This window comes from Winslowiella toletana (assembly GCF_017875465.1).
GTDB classification, from domain to species: Bacteria; Pseudomonadota; Gammaproteobacteria; order Enterobacterales; family Enterobacteriaceae; genus Erwinia; species Erwinia toletana.
In genome coordinates, this window is the sequence record NZ_JAGGMQ010000001.1 from 116,455 (window position 1) to 136,039 (window position 19,585).

Annotated in this window: 18 protein-coding genes and 2 tRNA genes; 12 read left to right on the forward strand and 8 right to left on the reverse strand. The window is 53.0% G+C overall.

Annotated features, from left to right (window positions below; all coding sequences use genetic code 11):
- Window positions 1-55: 55 nt before the first annotated feature.
- Complete coding sequence (gene rssA, locus J2125_RS00510) at window positions 56-958, reverse strand: patatin-like phospholipase RssA (RefSeq protein ID WP_017799851.1); 903 nt, start codon at window positions 956-958, stop codon at window positions 56-58.
- 106 nt (window positions 959-1,064) lie between these two features.
- Here rssA and J2125_RS00515 point away from each other — a divergent pair, with 106 nt between their 5' ends.
- The 5 genes from J2125_RS00515 (at window position 1,065) to xthA (ending at window position 4,121) form a co-directional block, all read left to right on the forward strand.
- Window positions 1,065-1,523 (forward strand): YchJ family protein, encoded by a 459-nt coding sequence (locus J2125_RS00515; RefSeq protein ID WP_026111535.1) that lies wholly within the window; start codon window positions 1,065-1,067, stop codon window positions 1,521-1,523.
- Between the two features lie 166 nt (window positions 1,524-1,689).
- On the forward strand, window positions 1,690-2,538 hold the full coding sequence (gene purU / locus J2125_RS00520; RefSeq protein WP_017799849.1) for a formyltetrahydrofolate deformylase: 849 nt from the start codon (window positions 1,690-1,692) through the stop codon (window positions 2,536-2,538).
- A gap of 149 nt (window positions 2,539-2,687) precedes the next feature.
- Window positions 2,688-2,772 (forward strand) — tRNA-Tyr (locus tag J2125_RS00525).
- Window positions 2,773-2,962: 190 nt separating this feature from the next.
- Window positions 2,963-3,047 (forward strand) — tRNA-Tyr (locus J2125_RS00530).
- A 267-nt stretch (window positions 3,048-3,314) separates the two neighbouring features.
- On the forward strand, window positions 3,315-4,121 hold the full coding sequence (gene xthA / locus J2125_RS00535; protein WP_017799848.1) for an exodeoxyribonuclease III: 807 nt from the start codon (window positions 3,315-3,317) through the stop codon (window positions 4,119-4,121).
- Window positions 4,122-4,154: 33 nt separating this feature from the next.
- On the opposite strand, the gene J2125_RS00540 is transcribed toward xthA, so the two are convergent.
- From J2125_RS00540 to J2125_RS00550, 3 genes are all read right to left on the reverse strand, one after another.
- A complete protein-coding gene (locus tag J2125_RS00540; RefSeq protein WP_017799847.1) occupies window positions 4,155-4,475 on the reverse strand; it encodes a DUF1496 domain-containing protein in 321 nt (106 codons plus the stop codon).
- Window positions 4,475-6,397 carry a DNA topoisomerase III gene (locus tag J2125_RS00545; protein ID WP_017799846.1) on the reverse strand — a complete coding sequence of 641 codons (1,923 nt, stop codon included), beginning with the start codon at window positions 6,395-6,397 and terminating at the stop codon, window positions 4,475-4,477. Before J2125_RS00545 ends, J2125_RS00540 begins: the two co-directional genes overlap by 1 nt.
- 225 nt (window positions 6,398-6,622) lie before the next feature.
- Window positions 6,623-7,174, reverse strand: coding sequence for an NAD(P)H nitroreductase (locus J2125_RS00550; protein ID WP_017799845.1), 552 nt, complete (start codon window positions 7,172-7,174; stop codon window positions 6,623-6,625).
- A 172-nt stretch (window positions 7,175-7,346) separates the two neighbouring features.
- Between J2125_RS00550 and sppA the strand changes: the two genes are divergently transcribed.
- From sppA to pncA, 3 genes are all read left to right on the forward strand, one after another.
- Window positions 7,347-9,203: a signal peptide peptidase SppA gene (gene sppA / locus J2125_RS00555; protein ID WP_017799844.1), complete on the forward strand. Its 1,857-nt coding sequence runs from the start codon at window positions 7,347-7,349 to the stop codon at window positions 9,201-9,203.
- A gap of 94 nt (window positions 9,204-9,297) precedes the next feature.
- Window positions 9,298-10,308 carry an asparaginase gene (gene ansA, locus J2125_RS00560; RefSeq protein WP_017799843.1) on the forward strand — a complete coding sequence of 337 codons (1,011 nt, stop codon included), beginning with the start codon at window positions 9,298-9,300 and terminating at the stop codon, window positions 10,306-10,308.
- A 15-nt stretch (window positions 10,309-10,323) separates the two neighbouring features.
- Window positions 10,324-10,932 (forward strand): bifunctional nicotinamidase/pyrazinamidase, encoded by a 609-nt coding sequence (gene pncA / locus J2125_RS00565; RefSeq protein WP_017799842.1) that lies wholly within the window; start codon window positions 10,324-10,326, stop codon window positions 10,930-10,932.
- 41 nt (window positions 10,933-10,973) lie between these two features.
- On the opposite strand, the gene J2125_RS00570 is transcribed toward pncA, so the two are convergent.
- Together J2125_RS00570 and msrB are read right to left on the reverse strand one after the other, a co-directional pair.
- Entirely contained in the window at window positions 10,974-11,255 is a 282-nt protein-coding gene (locus tag J2125_RS00570; RefSeq protein ID WP_017799841.1) for a YeaC family protein, read from the reverse strand.
- A 4-nt stretch (window positions 11,256-11,259) separates the two neighbouring features.
- On the reverse strand, window positions 11,260-11,673 hold the full coding sequence (msrB, locus tag J2125_RS00575) for a peptide-methionine (R)-S-oxide reductase MsrB (protein WP_017799840.1): 414 nt from the start codon (window positions 11,671-11,673) through the stop codon (window positions 11,260-11,262).
- A 341-nt stretch (window positions 11,674-12,014) separates the two neighbouring features.
- Here msrB and gapA point away from each other — a divergent pair, with 341 nt between their 5' ends.
- Entirely contained in the window at window positions 12,015-13,013 is a 999-nt protein-coding gene (gapA, locus tag J2125_RS00580; RefSeq protein WP_017799839.1) for a glyceraldehyde-3-phosphate dehydrogenase, read from the forward strand.
- 77 nt (window positions 13,014-13,090) lie between these two features.
- Window positions 13,091-13,969 carry a D-hexose-6-phosphate mutarotase gene (locus J2125_RS00585; protein WP_017799838.1) on the forward strand — a complete coding sequence of 293 codons (879 nt, stop codon included), beginning with the start codon at window positions 13,091-13,093 and terminating at the stop codon, window positions 13,967-13,969.
- Window positions 13,970-14,051: 82 nt separating this feature from the next.
- Here J2125_RS00585 and J2125_RS00590 read toward each other — a convergent pair whose 3' ends face one another.
- The gene (locus J2125_RS00590; RefSeq protein ID WP_017799837.1) at window positions 14,052-14,903 is read right to left on the reverse strand and encodes an aldo/keto reductase; all 852 of its coding nucleotides are present in this window, start codon (window positions 14,901-14,903) and stop codon (window positions 14,052-14,054) included.
- A gap of 80 nt (window positions 14,904-14,983) precedes the next feature.
- Window positions 14,984-15,736 (reverse strand): MipA/OmpV family protein, encoded by a 753-nt coding sequence (locus J2125_RS00595; RefSeq protein WP_026111533.1) that lies wholly within the window; start codon window positions 15,734-15,736, stop codon window positions 14,984-14,986.
- A gap of 444 nt (window positions 15,737-16,180) precedes the next feature.
- On the opposite strand from J2125_RS00595, the gene yeaG reads away from it, so the two are divergent.
- Window positions 16,181-18,115 (forward strand): protein kinase YeaG, encoded by a 1,935-nt coding sequence (yeaG, locus tag J2125_RS00600; protein ID WP_017799835.1) that lies wholly within the window; start codon window positions 16,181-16,183, stop codon window positions 18,113-18,115.
- Between the two features lie 95 nt (window positions 18,116-18,210).
- Window positions 18,211-19,488 carry a YeaH/YhbH family protein gene (locus J2125_RS00605; protein ID WP_017799834.1) on the forward strand — a complete coding sequence of 426 codons (1,278 nt, stop codon included), beginning with the start codon at window positions 18,211-18,213 and terminating at the stop codon, window positions 19,486-19,488.
- The last annotated feature ends 97 nt before the right edge of the window (window positions 19,489-19,585 follow it).

Here is a 19,585-nt window from a genome sequence, read left to right on the forward strand (position 1 = left end):
CACTTATGCCTGTCAGAATTGCCTGAAGTCACCTTAATGGCAGTGACAGGCTTGATTATCTGTTTCGAACAAGCGGTAAAAGCTCATCCATTTTTTTCTCGACGGCCTGTTTGCCTGCCGCAATCGCTTCTTCAGCACGATGAAAATCGAGCGTGGATATCTGCGGGCAAAAAGGTTGAATTAGTACATCAGGCGGATCGCCGGCCATGCGGTTACGCTTAACCCGGTTTTCTAAAACCTGGATGGAGGTGGTCATAATTTCCATCGCCCCTGGCGTCTGGTTAATGCGTCGGGTCGCCATTTTTGACAGCTGCTGACGCAGTTTTCCACCCCAGCTGGCCACTGGCTCACTCTCCTGCTCCGCGCTTTGCGGCGTTACCGACAGCAAATCCTGCTGCATCAGGTGCGCATCATGTTGTAAATCGACGGCAATAACAATGTCAGCGCCTAATGCACGCGTCAGCGAAATCGGCACCGGATTCACCACGGCGCCATCAACCAGCCAGTAGCCATTGTAGCCGACAGGCGCCAGTAAACCGGGCATACTGCAGGAAGCACGAATCGCCTGATGAAGATCACCTTCCGTCAGCCAGAGCTCACGGCCGGTGCTGAGATTGGTCGCCACCGCACCAAAACGCATTTTACACTGTTCAATATCTTCATGCGTAATCAGCCGACGGACATGGTTAAATACCCGTTCACCCCGCAGCAGGCCGCCGCGACGCCATGAGAAATCCATTAGCCGGATAACATCCCAGTAGCTGAATGAGCGTACCCACTTCTCCATCACCGGCAGGCGTTCGCTGGCATAGGCGGCGCCAACCAGCGCACCGACCGAACAGCCGGCGACGATATCCACCTTAATGCCTGCGCGCTCAAGGGCGTTAATCACGCCGATATGGGCCCATCCTTTGGCGGCGCCCGAACCCAGCGCCAGTCCAATTTTTACCTGTCTCATTCAACCTCTGGCGATAACTCTACGTGCAAATGGCTAACCGCTTGCAGCTCGGTTAACATAACGCTTGTTTTAACTTATACCTGTTGTCTGTCAACCCGGAGTTCATGTGACTGAAAAGTGTCCGTGCTGTAGCGGAATGCAGTATAGCCTATGTTGCGAGCCGTGGCTGAATGGGTCGGGATTTCCGCCCAGCGCCGAAAAATTAATGCGCTCACGCTATACCGCCTATGTTAAACAGGATGCGGCTTATCTGATTGCTACATGGCACAGTAGTGTCCGGCATCCACAATTGCAAAGTGTGCTTGAAGAAAGTTTTGCTAACACCCGCTGGCTTGGTCTGAATATTACCGCGCAACAGGCGGGCAAAGATGACGATGAAGCCTTTGTTACCTTCTTCGCTCGTTTTGCTGAAAATCAGCGCACATCGGCTATCCATGAACGCTCACGCTTTCTTCGGGACGATCAACGCTGGTACTATATCGACGGAATCGCACCGCAGGTGGGTCGAAATGATCGCTGCCCCTGCGGCTCCGAAAAAAAATACAAAAAATGTTGCGGCCAATAGAAGTCCACCCAAAATAATTCGCGTTGCAGGAAGGCGGCAAACCCGCTTATCCCCGGATGCATAAAAGCTATGTGACAGGGGAACGCACCTGCAACTTGAAGTATGAACGGGATATTGCCGTTTGATTTGATGAAACATATTAATGCTCCACAGGATCGATAACGATATGCAAGCGCAAACTCTGCAACGAAAAGTTTTACGTACCATTTGCCCTGATGCGAAAGGGCTGATCGCCAAAATCACCAATATTTGTTACAAGCATGAGCTGAATATCGTGCAGAACAATGAATTTGTTGATCATCGCACCGGGCGCTTCTTTATGCGCACCGAGCTGGAAGGGATCTTTAATGATAATACCCTGCTGGCCGATCTCGACAGTGCATTGCCACAAGGCTCGGTACGCGAACTTGGCGCTGCTGGTCGTCGTCGCGTGGTGATTCTGGTCACCAAAGAAGCACACTGCCTTGGCGATCTGCTGATGAAGAGCATTTATGGCGGTCTGGACGTAGAAATCGCGGCGGTGATTGGCAATCATGAAACGCTGCGCACGCTGGTGGAGCGTTTTGATATTCCTTTCGTGCTGGTCAGCCACGAAGGGATGACGCGCGAGCAACACGATAACAATATGGCGGCGGAGATCGATCGCTATCAGCCGGATTATGTGGTGCTGGCGAAATATATGCGCGTACTGACGCCGGCATTTGTACAGCGTTATCCGAACCAGATTATCAATATCCACCACTCTTTCCTGCCCGCCTTTATCGGCGCGCGTCCTTATCACCAGGCTTATGAGCGCGGCGTGAAGATAATCGGCGCCACTGCGCACTACGTGAACGACAACCTCGATGAAGGTCCGATCATTATGCAGGACGTGATTCATGTCGATCACAACTACACCGCCGAAGATATGATGCGCGCTGGTCGTGATGTGGAAAAAAATGTGTTGAGCCGGGCGCTGTATAAGGTACTGGCGCAACGCGTATTTGTTTACGGCAACCGCACCATTATTCTGTAAACGCCGTCCCCGTATGCTGTTTTGTGCAGCAAAGCAGCATCACGGGTAAAAAAACGGCAAACGATAAACTTTGCGTTATCCAGTGCTTTACAGCCACGCTTCATTTGATATGATGCGCCCCGCTTACGAGCATAGTGTTTCAGGCCAGTGGTGGGGTTCCCGAGCGGCCAAAGGGAGCAGACTGTAAATCTGCCGTCATCGACTTCGAAGGTTCGAATCCTTCCCCCACCACCATTTGCATTGCGCAGCATGTAAATGATATCCCGCTAGTCTCATTTACCCGTTGGGGAAGGATGAGAAGCTTCGACCTCGGAGGTTCGAGTCGAGCGCCAGCGAGACAACGCCGCCTGCGGCGGTAATCCTTCCCGCACAATGGTAAGGCTTTATCTGGTAATACACTGTAAGTTTGTAACACGCTTCCCCTGGTGGGGTTCCCGAGCGGCCAAAGGGAGCAGACTGTAAATCTGCCGTCATCGACTTCGAAGGTTCGAATCCTTCCCCCACCACCATTTCAGTAGTAACCAATCTTTTGTCTTTGCACTCTCAGTCATTTTCCCGTTGGGGAAGGATGAGAAGCTTCGATCTCGAAGGTTCGAGTCGAGCGCCAGCGAGACAACGCCGCCTGCGGCGGTAATCCTTCCAGGCATTATCCGCTGAAACGTAACACGCTCCCCCACCACCATCCTGATCCCATGCTTTTCACCAGCCGTAATGACATACCCTGCCCAAATCTGCTACCATCCGGCCATCTTTTTCTTCGCGAAACGGCAACTGAAATGAAATTTGTTTCTTTTAATATCAATGGGCTACGCGCCCGCCCGCATCAGCTTGAAGCCATTATCGAACAGCACCAGCCCGATGTTATCGGTCTGCAGGAAACCAAAGTTCATGATGATATGTTCCCGCTGGAAGATGTCAGCAAGCTCGGTTACAACGTCTTTTATCACGGCCAGAAAGGCCATTATGGCGTGGCGCTGCTGACCAAAGAGCAGCCGGTTATGGTGCGCCGCGGTTTCCCTGGTGATGATGAAGATGCGCAACGCCGTCTGATTATGGCTGAACTGGCGACGCCGATGGGCAACCTGACAGTGATCAATGGTTATTTCCCGCAGGGCGAAAGCCGCGATCATCCGACCAAATTCCCGGCGAAAGATAAGTTCTACCGCGACCTGCAAAATTATCTTGAGCAGCATCTGCAACCGGCGAATCCGGTGCTGATTATGGGTGATATGAATATCAGCTCAACCGATCTGGATATCGGCATCGGCGAAGATAACCGCAAGCGCTGGCTGCGCACCGGCAAATGTTCGTTCCTGCCGGAAGAGCGCGAGTGGATGGATCGTCTGATGAACTGGGGACTGGTGGATACCTGGCGCGCACAGAATCTGGAGACCAGCGACCGTTTCTCCTGGTTTGACTATCGTTCAAAAGGCTTTGACGACAATCGCGGTCTGCGTATCGATCTGGTGCTGGCGAGTAAACCGCTTGCCGATCGCTGCATCGCGACCGGCATTGATTATGATATCCGCAGCATGGAGAAGCCGTCTGACCATGCGCCAATCTGGGCGCAGTTCAAACTGTAATGCCGCACACGCTGGCCGCGACGGCGGTCAGCGTTACTGTTTGATCATTTGCCAGATCAGGTTATTGGTGCCCAGCGAGGCTTTATCACGCGCGCACTGCAACAACACGCCTTCCTGCTTAATCACCGACCCTTCGCTGTAGTTCTGATTACCATAGGTACAGCAGCGCGCGCAGGGCTGGTTTTGCTGATTGCTGTTACCCTGCGTCCAGACTTCGGGTGGCAAATCGACCACCACATCAGTATTGCCGCCGGGACGCGCGTGGTTTGATCCATACTCCTGCGACTGCCCCTGCGCCAGTGCGGCGCTGCTCAGCAGCCAGCCGGCACACAATAATACGGCTGATAATTTCATTACCCGGTTTCCTTTGCCTTTGCCGACTTACGCGGCGGTTTTTTGCTTTTACTGCTGCTCGCGGCGGGCAGACCGCGGAACGCATGCGCGGCAGGTTGCTGACGCGCCTGATTAATCAGATTGTAGAGCGTTTCCACCAGCGGATGCATAAAGCCCTGGTAGCTGCACTGTTTCTCACTGATTTTGGTCAGCGTCGATTCCCACTGCGCGGTCATATCCGGTCTGGCGGCCATCTCCGGTAACGAGTGAATTAACGCCCGCCCGGCTTCGCTGGAGTGGATATAGCGACCTTTCTTATAGAGAAAGGTGCGCCTGAACAGCAGCTCAATAATCCCGGCGCGTGTAGCCTCCGTTCCTAAACCATCGGTCGCACGGAGGATTTTCTTTAGATCTTTATCCTGCACAAAGCGTGCAATGCCGGTCATCGCTGACAGCAGCGTGGCATCAGTAAAAGGTCGCGGCGGCTGAGTTTGCTTCTCTACCACTTCACCGCGTTCGCACAACAGTTCATCGCCTTTCGCCACCACCGGCAGCGGCGTGCCGTCATTCTCTTCGTCGCGCTCCTTGCTGCCCAGCAGCGCCCGCCAGCCCGCTTCGGCCAGAAAACGGGCCTTAGCGATAAATTTGCCGCCGGCGATATCCAGATCGATGACACATTTGCGGTATACCGCATCCGGGCAGAACTGCATCAGATATTGCCGCGCCACCAGACGATAAATATTGGCTTCATTCTCGCTAAGCCGGGTCTGACTGCTGCGCGCAGTCGGAATAATCGCGTGGTGGGCATCAACTTTTTTATCGTCCCAGCAGCGATTTTTACGGTCAGTGTCAAAATCCGCTGGCGGCGTTAACTCGGGCTGATGGGCATTAATAGCGTTAAGCACCGCATGGCGACCGGCAAAGTGTTCATCCGGTAAATAGCGGCTATCTGAACGTGGGTAAGTGATAAGCTTATGGGTTTCGTACAGTTTCTGACAGGTATCCAGCACCACCTGCGCGCTAAGGCCAAAACGGCGCGCGGCTTCAATTTGCAGGCTGGAGAGTGAAAACGGCAGCGGCGCGGTGTCGTTTTCACGCTTGTCCTGATACTGGGTGACGATAGCCGGTTGTCCGCCAATTCGCGCGACAACATGGTCGGCCAGCGGACGATGCAGTAGCCGCCCCTCTTCATCCTGATAAGGCTCGCAGGAGTCACTCGGCTGCCACAGGGCGACAAAGCGCTCCTCTGCTGGCGTGACGATATGCGCTTTGACTTCAAAAAAATCCCTGGCGACAAAGTTTTCAATCTCTTCATCGCGGCGCACCACCAGCCCCAGCACCGGCGTCTGCACACGGCCAACCGACAGTACGCCGTCATAGCCAGCATTGCGTCCCAGCAGGGTGTAAGCGCGCGTCATATTAATGCCGTACAGCCAGTCGGCACGCGAACGGGCCAGCGCCGATACACACAGCGGAATAAATTCACGGTTTTCGCGCAGGCGACTCACCGCGCGCTCTACTGCGGAGGGGTTAAGATCGTTAATCAGGCAGCGCTGCACTTTTTCGCGCTTTTCAGCCGGCAGTTCCAGATAATCGAGCACTTCATCGACCAGCAACTGCCCTTCGCGGTCCGGGTCACCGGCATGAATCACTTCACTGGCCTGCGCCAGCAGACCTTTAATCACATTCAGTTGTTTAGCGACGGAAGGACGTGGCTGTAACTGCCACTTTTCCGGCACTATCGGTAAATCAGCCAGCGACCAGCGCGCAAAGCGGCTGTTATAGCTATCAGGCTGCGCCTGCTCCAGCAGGTGCCCGACGCACCAGGTGACCATCTGATCGTTGCCACAGGCAATAAAACCATCGCCACGACGATGTGGCTTCGGCAACACGTCGGCAATAGCACGAGCAAGGCTCGGTTTTTCGGCAATAAACAGGCGCATTATTTCGTCTTAACCCTTTGCTTCACGGTTGAATCCGAAGATGCACGGGAGTGCCATGCCAGCGTGTGGTTCATCAGTCACTCCATCGTCGCATAATCGCCGCTATGTTAGCGTGTTCAACCGGCAGTGATAAGCTTATCGTCACTGTCCACGGCTTATTCGCTCATAATGCCGACGAAATGCAGGGTTGCTCACAACCCTGCATGCAGCAATGCAAAAAGTCACTCAGAAATAACTGACAAATGGCGCGCTATCCGGGGAAATAACGGTAGTGGAAGATTTTAACTGCGGCGTGCCGAGATAGAGAAAACCGACAATGGCGTCCTGCTCGCGGCAGTTGAACGCATCGCGTACCGCCGCGTGTTCGGTCCATGCGCCGCTGCGCCAGATGCCGTTAAAGCCCTGCGCCACGGCAGCCATCTGCATCGCCATTACCGCACAACCCGCGGAGACGACCTGCTCCCAGCGCGGTACTTTAGGATCGTTTTCACAGTGAGCCACCACGGTGATAATCATCGGCGCGCGGAACGGCGCCTGCTGCGCTTTGTTGATCGCTTTCTCATCCAGTCCATCATCACGGGCCGCTTTTTCCAGCAGCTCACTGAAACGCTGACGTCCTTCATGCTCAACCACAATAAAGCGCCACGGCTGTAATGTGCCATGGTCTGGCGCACGCATTGCCGCACGCATAATATTCTCTAACGCCTCGCCCGCCGGTGCGGGTTCTGCCAGGCGTGATGCCGAGCGACGGTTCAGTAATAAATCCAGAGCATCCATTGACGCCTCCTGATAATGAGTAGCATTTACGACTTGGCAAACTACCACAGGCTGACCTTTTGTTACAGCATAGTGCTTTTTCCTGCTGACAATTGGGCTGTCGCTCTTTAGGATGAGCCATCCCCCGCCAGCCAACCGCTTTCGGGTATTACTCTGCGAATATGGAGATGACATGCGCACTTTGTGGCGAATTATCGCTGGTTTTTTTAAATGGACATGGCGTGTAGTGAACTTTGTCCGTGAGTTCATTCTTAACCTGTTTTTGCTGTTTTTAATTGTGATTTGCGCAGGTATCTGGTTCCAGATAAACAGCGCCAGTTCCCCGGCTGAAGTACCACGCGGCGCATTGAAAGTGGATCTGGCCGGTGTGGTGGTGGATAAGCCGTCAGTCAGCAACCGTCTGAGTAAACTGGGTCGTCAGTTACTTGGCGCCAGTAGCGATCGTCTGAAAGAGAACTCGCTGTTCGATGTGGTAAATGCCATTCGTCAGGCGAAAGATGACAAAAATATTACCGGCATGGTGCTGGATCTGCGCGACTTCGCTGGCGCCGATCAGCCTTCACTGCAATATATCGGTAAAGCGCTGCGCGAATTCCGCGACAGTGGCAAACCGATCTACGCCACCGGCAGCAGCTACAGCCAGGGACAGTACTACCTCGCCAGCTTTGCTAATACCGTGTATCTCTCTTCGCAGGGTGCCGTTGATCTGCACGGTTTTGCCACCAACTCGCTCTACTACAAGACGCTGCTGGATAAACTGAAAGTCACCTCGCATGTCTTCCGTGTGGGTACCTATAAATCGGCGGTTGAGCCATTCCTGCGCGATGATATGTCCCCTGCCGCACGCGATGCGGACAGTCGCTGGATTGGTGAACTGTGGCAAAATTATCTGAATACCATTGCCGCTAACCGCCAGATTACACCTGAGCAGCTGTTCCCTGGCGCGCAGGGCGTACTGGATGGTCTGAAGAAAGTAGGTGGTGATACTGCGCAATATGCCAAAGACAATAAGCTGGTCGATCAGCTGGCGTCACGCGCGGCAGTGGATCTGCAGCTGGCGCAAAAATTTGGCTATAACAAGCAGGAGCATGATTACAACAACATCAGCATCTATGACTATCCGCTGAAAGACACCACCGCCAGTGATGGCAATATTGCGGTAGTGATGGCAAATGGCGCGATTATGGATGGCGAAGAAGCGCCTGGCACCGTTGGCGGTGACACCACTGCGAAGCAGATCCGCGAAGCGCGCCTCGATCCTAAAATCAAAGCGATTGTGCTGCGCGTCAACAGTCCGGGTGGCAGCGTTAGTGCTTCCGAAGTGATTCGTGAAGAGCTGGCGGCGGCGCGTGATGCTGGTAAACCGGTCGTCGTGTCGATGGGCGGGATGGCCGCTTCCGGCGGTTACTGGATCTCTACCCCGGCCAGCTATATCGTCGCCAGCCCAACCACGCTGACCGGCTCAATTGGCATCTTCGGCGTAATCAATACCGTGGAAAACTCACTTGATGCGATTGGCGTGCATACCGATGGCGTGGCAACATCGCCGCTGGCGGACATCGCCTCCACCAAAGCGCTGCCAGACGAAGTGCAGCAGCTGATGCAGCTGAGCATTGAGAATGGCTATAAAAACTTCCTCGGTCTGGTGGCAAAATCGCGTAATAAAACCCCGGAACAGATTGACCAGATTGCACAGGGTCACGTCTGGACCGGCAGCGATGCTAAATCCAATGGTCTGGTGGATGCACTGGGCGACTTCGACGACGCGGTAGCCAAAGCGGCGGAGCTGGCGAAACTGCAAAATTATCAGCTGCAATGGTCACAGGATGAACCCACGCTGTTTGACGCCCTGCTCAGCCAGATGGATGTTTCCATCCGCGCCTCACTGCCGGAAGCGCTGAAGGCGTATCTGCCTGCGCCAATGGCCGATGTGATGGCGGATATGAAGAAACAACCTGGTTTGTTCGACGATCTTAATGATCCACAGAACCGTTATGCACTCTGCCTGACCTGCGGCGACGTGCGTTAATCCTCTCAGCCCGGCGTTTGCCGGGCTGCTTTTCACCGTATTTCCTTCTATACTGCGCCCTTTATGGCAAGTCCCGAGTCCCTGAGTCTATTTTATGCAAAAAAAATCTATCTATGTTGCCTACACTGGCGGCACCATCGGTATGCAACGTTCTGAACAAGGCTACATTCCGGTATCCGGTCATCTGCAAACCCAGCTGGCGAATATGCCTGAGTTTCACCGCCCGGAAATGCCTGCCTTCACCATCCATGAGTACGCGCCATTGATGGATTCTTCGGATATGACCCCGGAGGACTGGCAATCGATTGCGGAAGACATCGAGAAAAATTACGATAACTACGATGGCTTCGTGATCCTGCATGGTACTGACACCATGGCCTTTACCGCTTCCGCCCTCTCTTTTATGCTGGAGAATCTGGCGAAACCGGTCATTGTGACCGGGTCGCAAATCCCGCTGGCTGAGCTGCGTTCCGATGGTCAGCAGAACCTGCTGAATGCACTGTTTGTCGCGGCCAACTATCCCATCAATGAAGTTACCCTGTTCTTTAATAACACCCTGTTCCGCGGCAACCGCACTACTAAGGCCCATGCCGATGGTTTTAACGCCTTTGCTTCGCCAAACCTGGCGCCACTGCTGGAAGCCGGGATCCATATTCGTCGTCTGAATACGCCAACCGCCCCGCAGGGCAGTGGCCCGCTGATTGTCCACCCGACCTCACCGCAGCCGATTGGCGTGGTCACCATCTATCCGGGGATTTCTGCCGAGGTGGTGCGTAACTTCCTGCGTCAGCCGGTAAAAGCGCTGATTCTGCGTTCGTATGGCGTCGGTAATGCGCCGCAAAATGCCGAGTTTATTAACGAACTGAAAGATGCGGCCGCGCGCGGCATTGTGGTGGTGAATCTGACGCAGTGTATGTCCGGCAAAGTGAATATGGGCGGCTATGCTACCGGTAATGCGCTGGCGCATGCGGGTGTGATAAGCGGTTTTGACCTGACGGTGGAAGCGGCGCTCACCAAACTGCATTTTCTGCTAAGCCAGAATCTCTCCAGCGCCGAAGTGCGCCAGCAGATGCAAACCAATCTGCGCGGTGAGTTAACCCTTTAACACAGTGAGAAACTGATGAAACGAGCTTTATTGCTGATCGACCTGCAAAATGACTTTTGTCCCGGCGGTGCGCTGGCGGTCAATGACGGCGATGCCACCATTGCGGTCGCCAATCGCCTCGCCAGTGAGTTTCGCCAGCGTGGCGATACGGTAATTGCTTCCCAGGACTGGCATCCGGCCGATCATGGCAGCTTCGCTTCCGTTGCCGGTCAGCCCGCTTTTACCGCTGGTATGCTGAATGAACTGCCACAGACCTGGTGGCCGGATCACTGCATTCAGGGCACGGCTGGCGCAGAGTTCCATCCGCAGCTGGATGTTTCGCTGATCCAGGGCGTATTTCACAAAGGTCAGGATGCGGCGATCGACAGCTACAGTGCGTTTTTTGATAATGGCTATCGCCATAAGACTGCACTGGACAAGTGGCTGTCGCGACGTGAGATTCAGTCGCTGCTGATTATTGGTCTGGCGACCGACTACTGCGTAAAATTCAGCGTGCTGGATGCGCTGAAGCTGGGATATCAGGTTGAGGTGCTGCGTGAAGGCTGTCGCGGCGTCAATCTGCAACCTGACGACAGTGAACAGGCGTTTGCCGCCATGGCCGCCGCAGGCGCAATCATTCGCTAAACTGATTACGGGCTGAAAACACCAGCCCGTATTATCGCGGCTTATTGCAGCGTAATGCGCGTCACTTCCGCAGTGATACCAAACTCTTCTTTCAATTGCTGCTTGGTTTTGGTGACAATCTGTCCGTCCTGGCCAATGCTCATATGCTGCGGCTGGTGGTTATACTTCGCCTGCCACAGCAACACCAGTTGCAGACAATTTTCTTTCTGCTCCGGCGTCAGCGCGACGCCATCCGCCCACTTACCGATTTCAACCGCCGTCGCCAGCCGCTGATAGACATCCGGCGTCATTGCGGCGATTATCTCGTTAAGATCTTTTTGCATCGCATCAGCCTTTGGTTTGCTTGCCGTCATCATCGGTAAAGCTGAGTGAGGCAGAGTTGACACAATAACGCTCGCCGCCGGGTTGCGGGCCATCAGGGAAAACATGTCCCAGATGCGCATCACAGCTGCCACAGCGAATTTCAATACGCTGCATACCGTGGGTATTGTCATCCAGATAGCGGATAGCGTCGTCACTGTAAGGCTGGTAGAAGCTCGGCCAGCCGCAACCGGAATCGTACTTGGTTTCGGACAAAAACAGCGGTGCGTTGCACACCAGACAGTGGTAAATACCCTCGTCTTTGTTATGCAGCAGTGCGCCGGAATACGGTGGTTCGGTCCCGCGTTGCTGCGTCACATAGCGCTGCATCTCGGTCAGTTCAGTGTCGGGTGTGATAAAATGTGTTGGTTCTTTAGCCATTTTGGTCGTCTCTGGCAGTGTTATTCTGAAATTTTCAGCTAGTATTCTAACAAACACTTAACAACTTCAGGTGATTTTTTCGTGCCCTGACGTGTCATCATCTCAGGCGTAGTTAAAAGTGTGACTCAGATCACTCTTCGAAACTCACATCCCTTTAGATTCAGGGATCGCGCCCCAATATACAGAACTAACTGTCGTCACGGAGTCGGTTTTGCTTCGCATAATTCCTGCTCACTGGTTTGATTTGTCGCAACAATTGACACGATTCCGCTTGACGCCTGGTATGGTTTTTGTAATTTTACAGCCAACCTTTTATTCACTAACAACAGCTGGTGGAATATATGACTATCAAAGTAGGTATCAACGGTTTTGGCCGCATCGGTCGCATTGTTTTCCGTGCTGCTCAGGAACGTTCTGATGTAGAAATCGTTGCAATCAACGATCTGCTGGACGCAGAGTACATGGCTTACATGCTGAAATATGACTCAACTCACGGCCGCTTTAACGGCACTGTGGAAGTCAAAGACGGCCATCTGGTTGTTAACGGCAAAACCATCCGTGTTACCGCTGAACGCGATCCAGCTAACCTGAAGTGGAACGAAGCCGGTGTTGATGTGGTTGCTGAAGCAACTGGTATCTTCCTGACCAAAGAAACCGCGCAAAAACATATCGATGCTGGCGCGAAGAAAGTTGTGCTGACTGGTCCATCTAAAGATGAAACCCCAATGTTCGTTATGGGTGTAAACCATGACAAATACGAGGGACAGACCATCGTTTCCAACGCTTCCTGTACCACCAACTGCCTGGCGCCGCTGGCTAAAGTAATCAACGACAACTTCGGTATCGTTGAAGCGCTGATGACCACAGTGCATGCTACCACTGCTACCCAGAAAACCGTTGATGGCCCGTCTCACAAAGACTGGCGCGGCGGCCGCGGCGCATCTCAGAACATCATCCCTTCCTCTACCGGCGCGGCTAAAGCTGTAGGTAAAGTGATCCCTGAGCTGAACGGCAAACTGACTGGTATGGCGTTCCGTGTACCAACTCCTAACGTTTCTGTGGTTGACCTGACTGCACGTCTGGCTAAACCAGCCTCATACAAAGAAATTTGTGCTGCAATTAAAGCTGCTGCTGAAGGCGAAATGAAAGGCGTTCTGGGTTACACCGAAGATGAAGTGGTTTCTACCGATTTCAATGGCGAAACCCTGACTTCCATCTTTGATGCGAAGGCCGGTATTGCCCTGAGCGACACCTTTGTGAAACTGGTTTCCTGGTACGATAACGAAACTGGCTACTCTAACAAGGTGCTGGATCTGATTTCTCACATCTCTAAAAAGTGATGCTGACAAACTGATTATGAAGGGCGACTGCGGTCGCCCTTTTTTATCGTCGGAATCTTAATTACACAGGATTCATTATGAGCGAAAAACTTTTTAACCTGCCTGTCGTTAACCAAATCACCCCTTATCTTTCCCTGCGCCAGATCGACCAGCTGCCGGTTATTGTGATCAGTCACCCGAAAGTGCGTGCTGCAATTACATTACAGGGCGCACAGCTGATCGCCTGGCAGCCGAGCGGTGAGAAGCCGGTGATTTGGCTTAGCGAGAAAACCCCCTTTACCCCGGGTAAAGCGATTCGCGGCGGCGTGCCGATCTGCTGGCCATGGTTCGGTCCGGCCGGTGAACCCGCCCATGGCTTTGCCCGTAATCTGCCCTGGACGCTGTCGGCACACGATGAGAATGAAGATGGCGTGATACTGACGCTGGTGCTGGAGAGTAATGAGCAGACCAAAAAGCTGTGGCCGCATGATTTCACCCTGTTCGCCCGCTTCCGCCTCGGTGAGCGTTGTGAGATAGAGCTGGAAGCCCATGGCGATTATGAAGCTACTGCGGCGCTGCACAGCTACTTTGCGGTCGCGGATATTGCCGGCGTGGAAGTCAGCGGACTGGGTAAACAGTTTATTGATAAAGTGAATAACGGGGTGACAGGCGAAGCGGAAAACGGCAAGCAGCGCTATCCGTCACGCGTCGATCGCATTCACACGCAACCAGAAGATTGCAGCCTGATCGATGACAGCGCGGGAAATCGCGTAATTGAAGTCTATCATCACTATCAAAGTGACGTTGTCACCTGGAATCCGGGCGCGGAACTCTCCTCCAGCATGGCGGATATGGCCAATGACGGTTATAAAACCTTTGTCTGCGTTGAAACGGCGCATATCAGTCAGCCGATGAAGAGCGCGGGTGAAAAGCCAGCACGCCTTGGGACGACCCTGCGTCTGCGTAAGAAGGGTTGATTAGCGGGCGGCGAAAACGCCGCCCCTACAAAAGATCTGAAACTCCTGTAGGGGTGGCGTTCTCGCCACCTGTGTCGGTGATCTACACCACATCCAGGGGCATCTTTCCGGCTGGTGGCGGAAACTGCTGATTGATCGCCGCCAGCTCTTCACTGCTAAAACTGATATCCAGCGCTGCAGCATTTTCCTGCACATGCGTCACCGAACTGGCTTTGGGAATCGCCATCACCCCGTCCTTGCGGATCACCCACGCCAGCAGCAACTGAGCAAGCGTAATGCCCTTTTGTTGTGCAAGCTGAAGCAGGGTCGCGTTACCAAACAGATCGCGACGCAGACGTCCAGCCTGCGCCAGCGGACAGTAGGCCATCACCGGGATCTGCCGCTGCTGGCACTCTGGCAACACCGCATATTCGATACCGCGCGAAGCCAGATGGTACAGCACCTGATTCGTCGCACAGGCGCTGCCGCCTGCTTCCTGCCATAACTCCTGCAAATCATCGATATCAAAATTCGACACGCCCCACTGGCGGATCTTGCCCTGCTGTTGCAGCTTCTCCATCGCCCGGATGGTCTCTTCCAGCGGCACGCTGCCGCGCCAGTGCAGCAGATAGAGATCGAGGTAATCGGTCTGCAGACGGCGCAGGCTACGCTCGCAGGCATCAATCGCATCCACCTCGCCGGCATTCCACGGGTAGACCTTTGACACCAGCCAGGCGCTGTCGCGTCGCCCCTGCAATGCCTCACCCACCACCTGCTCTGCACCACCGTCAGCATACATTTCGGCGGTATCAATCAGTTTCAGGCCACACTCTAATCCGGCCTGCAACGCCGCGATTTCATTTTTACGCTGGCCGGGATCTTCCCCCATATACCAGCTGCCCTGTCCAATAGCCGGCAAGGTGATTGCCTGCGGAAAAGCCACTGTTTTAGTCATAACGGCCCCCTTGCACCAAAATAAAACATGCGATCAAAAAAAGGGGCAATCATCGCCCCTTTTTTGTGCAGCGCTTGTTGCTAGAAGTTATAGCTCAAACCGGTCCAGACCATTGCCTGGGAGTTTTTGTCCACCATCGGGCTGTCTTTAATCTCATCACCGAGACGGGTATAGCGTCCGACGAGGCTGGCGCGCCAGTTCTGGCTTACTTTATAGTCGAAACTCAACTCAACGTAAGGACTCCAGCTATCATCCGGATCATAGCTGTTCAGACCACTGCGCGCCGATTCCGACCCCGAGATACCGTAATAATAACGGTTCTGGTTCGCACTGTTCCACAGCACACCGAGGCCTGGCGTCACGCTTAAGTCGTCGCCAAATTTAAACGGATAGAGGTAGGTTAAATCCCAGATGATACCGTTACTGTTGTTCAGCACGTCACCCACCAGCGTGGTGCGCACGATGCCCCAGTCGGCTTTATGGCGGTAAGAGGCGCCAGCCATCACGGTCATACGACGTTTATCCAGCGCTTTCATATCGCCGTCATCACTGTCATCAGGATCGTAGTTCTGCGGTGAGCCGAGAACCGTCAGCGACAGCTGGTCCTGCTGGTCTTTCCACAGGTAGTAACCGGCGGCCAGGCTGCGGAAGTAGAAATCCTCACCTTCATAATTAATGACTGGCACCGGATAGTAACGATCCTGGCCACTTTTATATGGACTTTCTGAGTAAATAACGGACATCCCCAGACTAAGTGGACCCGCACTGGCAGAAAAAGCCGTAAAACAACAAGGTAAAAGCAGAGCAAGCGCGCTAACTTTGAAATGGTTCACAATTTATTCATTCCATAAATATAACAATCAGGCTACACAGTGTAACCACTGACAGGCGTGCTGTTGAGAAATTTACATATTCGGTAGCACTCAGAATCAATTTAATGCGCAAAGCCTGCGCGAAGATTGTCATTGCTTATTTACAATTTTCTCTCAGCCCGCGTCAGCTGAGGGATTTGCGTTAGATGGATTCTGACTTTGTTATTGAAATTTCATCGAAAACTGCAGAGGACTGAGGAAAAATCTTAAATGCCTTCTACAGTTAAAAGTAAGACGCTAAATTTAAGCGAGCAGAGTAACCATAAGAATTGTGTATCCCGATAAAAAATCGTCAGGTTGGCATAAGGGTTGCTGTACTCACATTAGAGAATATCTTCCGGGAGCAACCAGATCTTTTTTTAAGCTCCTTTTACCTGTGCTAAAAACGAAAGGACGGGCATCGCTATGAATATATTCGATCACTATCGTCAGCGTTATGAAGCAGCCAAGGACGAAGAGTTCACACTGCAGGAATTTCTTGCTATTGCTAAGCAAGATCGTAGTGCATACGTTAACGCGGCAGAACGACTGTTAATGGCTATCGGAGAGCCAACAATGGTTGATACTGCTCTGGAGCCACGCCTTTCCCGCCTGTTTTCCAATCGCGTCGTGGCACGTTATCCGGCCTTTGAAGAGTTTTATGGCATGGAGGAAGCGATTGAACAGATCGTCTCCTACCTGAAACATGCGGCGCAAGGGCTTGAGGAGAAGAAACAGATTCTGTACCTGCTGGGTCCAGTCGGTGGCGGTAAGTCGTCGCTGGCCGAGCGGTTGAAATCACTGATGCAACGTGTACCCATTTACGTCCTGAGCGCGGATGGCGAACGCAGCCCGGTCAACGATCACCCGCTGTGTCTGTTTAATCCGCAGGAAGACGCCAATATTCTGGAAAAAGAGTACGGCGTGCCGCGCCGCTACCTCGGTACCATTATGTCGCCGTGGGCGGCGAAACGTCTGCATGACTTTGGCGGCGATATCACCCGCTTTAAAGTGGTGAAAGTATGGCCGTCGATTCTGGAGCAGCTGGCGATTGCCAAAACTGAGCCTGGCGATGAGAACAACCAGGATATCTCCGCGCTGGTGGGTAAAGTGGATATCCGTAAACTGGAAAACCATGCGCAGAACGATCCTGATGCTTACGGTTACTCCGGCGCACTCTGCCGTGCTAACCAGGGGATTATGGAATTCGTCGAGATGTTTAAAGCACCGATTAAAGTGCTGCATCCGCTGCTGACCGCCACCCAGGAAGGTAACTACAACGGTACTGAAGGGATCTCCGCCCTGCCGTTTAACGGTATTATCCTGGCGCACTCCAACGAATCTGAGTGGGTGCAGTTCCGTAACAACAAAAACAATGAGGCGTTTCTTGACCGTGTTTACATTGTCAAAGTGCCTTACTGCCTGCGGGTTTCCGAAGAGATTAAAATCTACGAGAAACTGCTGAATCACAGTGAACTGACCCATGCGCCTTGCGCGCCAGGCACCCTTGAGACGCTGGCCCGTTTCTCGATTCTGTCACGCCTGAAAGAACCGGAAAACTCCAGCACCTACTCGAAAATGCGCGTTTACGATGGTGAAAGCCTGAAAGATACCGATCCGAAAGCGAAATCCTATCAGGAGTATCGTGATTATGGTGGGGTGGATGAAGGGATGAACGGTCTGTCGACGCGTTTTGCCTTTAAGATCCTTTCACGGGTATTTAACTTCGACCATGTGGAAGTGGCAGCCAACCCGGTGCATCTGTTCTACGTACTGGAACAACAGATAGAACGCGAGCAGTTCCCACAGGATCTGGCGGAGAAATATCTTGAACATCTGAAAGGCTATCTGATTCCGAAATACGCCGAGTTTATCGGTAAAGAGATTCAGACCGCTTACCTCGAATCCTACTCCGAATACGGACAGAATATTTTCGACCGCTATGTGACCTATGCGGATTTCTGGATTCAGGATCAGGAGTACCGCGACCCGGATACCGGTCAGCTGTTTGACCGTGAATCGCTAAATGCGGAACTGGAGAAAATTGAGAAGCCTGCCGGCATCAGTAACCCGAAAGACTTCCGTAACGAGATCGTCAACTTTGTGTTGCGCGCCCGCGCGCATAATAATGGCCGTAACCCTAACTGGACCAGCTACGAGAAGCTGCGCACGGTTATCGAGAAGAAAATGTTCTCGAATACCGAAGAGCTGCTGCCGGTGATTTCATTTAATGCCAAAACGTCCACGGATGAACAGAAGAAACACGACGATTTTGTTGACCGCATGATGGAGAAAGGATACACCCGTAAGCAGGTGCGCCTGCTGTGCGAATGGTATCTGCGTGTGCGTAAATCGTCTTAACTTGACTGCCATGTAAGCACAGAACACGCAAGGATGCGAAATCGGAAAGGTCGGGCTTGCTGCCCGGCCAGCTTGCAATGTTGTGTGGGGGAACTATGGCCTATTTTATCGATCGGCGACTTAACGGTAAAAACAAGAGCGCGGTTAACCGCCAGCGCTTCTTACGCCGCTACAAGTCGCAAATCAAGCAGTCGATCTCCGAGGCCATCAACAAGCGTTCGGTTACCGACGTTGAAAGTGGTGAATCCGTCTCCATTCCGGTGGATGACATCCATGAACCGATTTTTCATCAGGGACGCGGCGGCCATCGCCATCGTGTTCACCCCGGTAACGACCATTTTGTGCAAAATGACCGTGTGGAACGACCACAGGGTGGCGGCGGTGGCGGCAGCGGCCAGGGTAATGCCAGTCAGGATGGTGAAGGCAGCGATGAGTTTGTCTTCCAGATCTCTAAAGATGAATACCTTGATCTGCTGTTTGAAGATCTCGCCCTGCCCAACTTGCGCAAAAATCAGCATCGTCAGTTAAATGAATACAAAACCCATCGGGCGGGTTATACCGCTAATGGCGTACCGGCGAATATCAGCGTGGTGCGCTCGTTGCAGAACTCACTGGCGCGTCGTACCGCGATGACTGCCGGTAAGCGGCGGATGGTGACGGAACTGGAAGAGGCGCTGGCGACGGTGGAAAAAGCCGAACCTGCCCAGCTGCTGGAAGAGGATCGCCTGCGTAAAGAGATTGCCGAGTTGCGCGCGCGCATTGCCCGCGTGCCGTTTATCGACACCTTTGACCTGCGTTATAAAAACTTTGAGAAACGCCCGGAACCTTCCAGTCAGGCGGTGATGTTCTGTCTGATGGACGTTTCCGGTTCGATGGATCAGGCCACCAAGGATATGGCTAAGCGATTTTATATTCTGCTCTACCTGTTCCTGAGCCGGACTTATAAAAACGTCGAGGTAGTCTACATCCGCCACCACACGCAGGCGAAAGAGGTGGACGAGCAGGAGTTCTTCTACTCTCAGGAGACCGGCGGCACCATTGTTTCCAGTGCATTAAAGCTGATGGATGAGGTAGTAAAAGAGCGTTATGACCCGGCGCAGTGGAATATCTATGCGGCGCAGGCCTCCGATGGTGATAACTGGGCGGATGATTCACCGTTATGTCATGACATTCTGGCGAAAAACATTCTGCCGGTAGTGCGCTACTACAGTTATATCGAAATCACCCGACGTGCGCATCAGACGTTGTGGCGTGAGTATGAACATCTGCAAGCCAATTTTGGCAATTTTGCCATTCAGCATATTCGTGAGCCGGAGGATATTTACCCGGTGTTCCGCGAACTGTTTCATAAGCAGGCTGAAGAGAGTTATTAAGGTTAAGCGTAGTGATGATCACAACCAGCCCTTTGCGGCTGGTTTTTTATTGGCTGCACGCTAAGTTAAGACATTAAGTTACTCGATTAACTACATG

Coding starts and splice junctions, on each gene's coding strand:
- gapA (WP_017799839.1), top strand. CDS start 12,015: ATGACTATCAAAGTAGGTATCAACGGTTTTGGCCGCATCGGTCGCATT.
- J2125_RS00590 (WP_017799837.1), bottom strand. CDS start 14,903: ATGACTAAAACAGTGGCTTTTCCGCAGGCAATCACCTTGCCGGCTATT.
- yeaG (WP_017799835.1), top strand. CDS start 16,181: ATGAATATATTCGATCACTATCGTCAGCGTTATGAAGCAGCCAAGGAC.
- J2125_RS00570 (WP_017799841.1), bottom strand. CDS start 11,255: ATGCAAAAAGATCTTAACGAGATAATCGCCGCAATGACGCCGGATGTC.
- ansA (WP_017799843.1), top strand. CDS start 9,298: ATGCAAAAAAAATCTATCTATGTTGCCTACACTGGCGGCACCATCGGT.
- J2125_RS00605 (WP_017799834.1), top strand. CDS start 18,211: ATGGCCTATTTTATCGATCGGCGACTTAACGGTAAAAACAAGAGCGCG.
- pncA (WP_017799842.1), top strand. CDS start 10,324: ATGAAACGAGCTTTATTGCTGATCGACCTGCAAAATGACTTTTGTCCC.
- rssA (WP_017799851.1), bottom strand. CDS start 958: ATGAGACAGGTAAAAATTGGACTGGCGCTGGGTTCGGGCGCCGCCAAA.
- msrB (WP_017799840.1), bottom strand. CDS start 11,673: ATGGCTAAAGAACCAACACATTTTATCACACCCGACACTGAACTGACC.
- J2125_RS00550 (WP_017799845.1), bottom strand. CDS start 7,174: ATGGATGCTCTGGATTTATTACTGAACCGTCGCTCGGCATCACGCCTG.
- J2125_RS00540 (WP_017799847.1), bottom strand. CDS start 4,475: ATGAAATTATCAGCCGTATTATTGTGTGCCGGCTGGCTGCTGAGCAGC.
- xthA (WP_017799848.1), top strand. CDS start 3,315: ATGAAATTTGTTTCTTTTAATATCAATGGGCTACGCGCCCGCCCGCAT.
- sppA (WP_017799844.1), top strand. CDS start 7,347: ATGCGCACTTTGTGGCGAATTATCGCTGGTTTTTTTAAATGGACATGG.
- J2125_RS00545 (WP_017799846.1), bottom strand. CDS start 6,397: ATGCGCCTGTTTATTGCCGAAAAACCGAGCCTTGCTCGTGCTATTGCC.
- J2125_RS00585 (WP_017799838.1), top strand. CDS start 13,091: ATGAGCGAAAAACTTTTTAACCTGCCTGTCGTTAACCAAATCACCCCT.
- purU (WP_017799849.1), top strand. CDS start 1,690: ATGCAAGCGCAAACTCTGCAACGAAAAGTTTTACGTACCATTTGCCCT.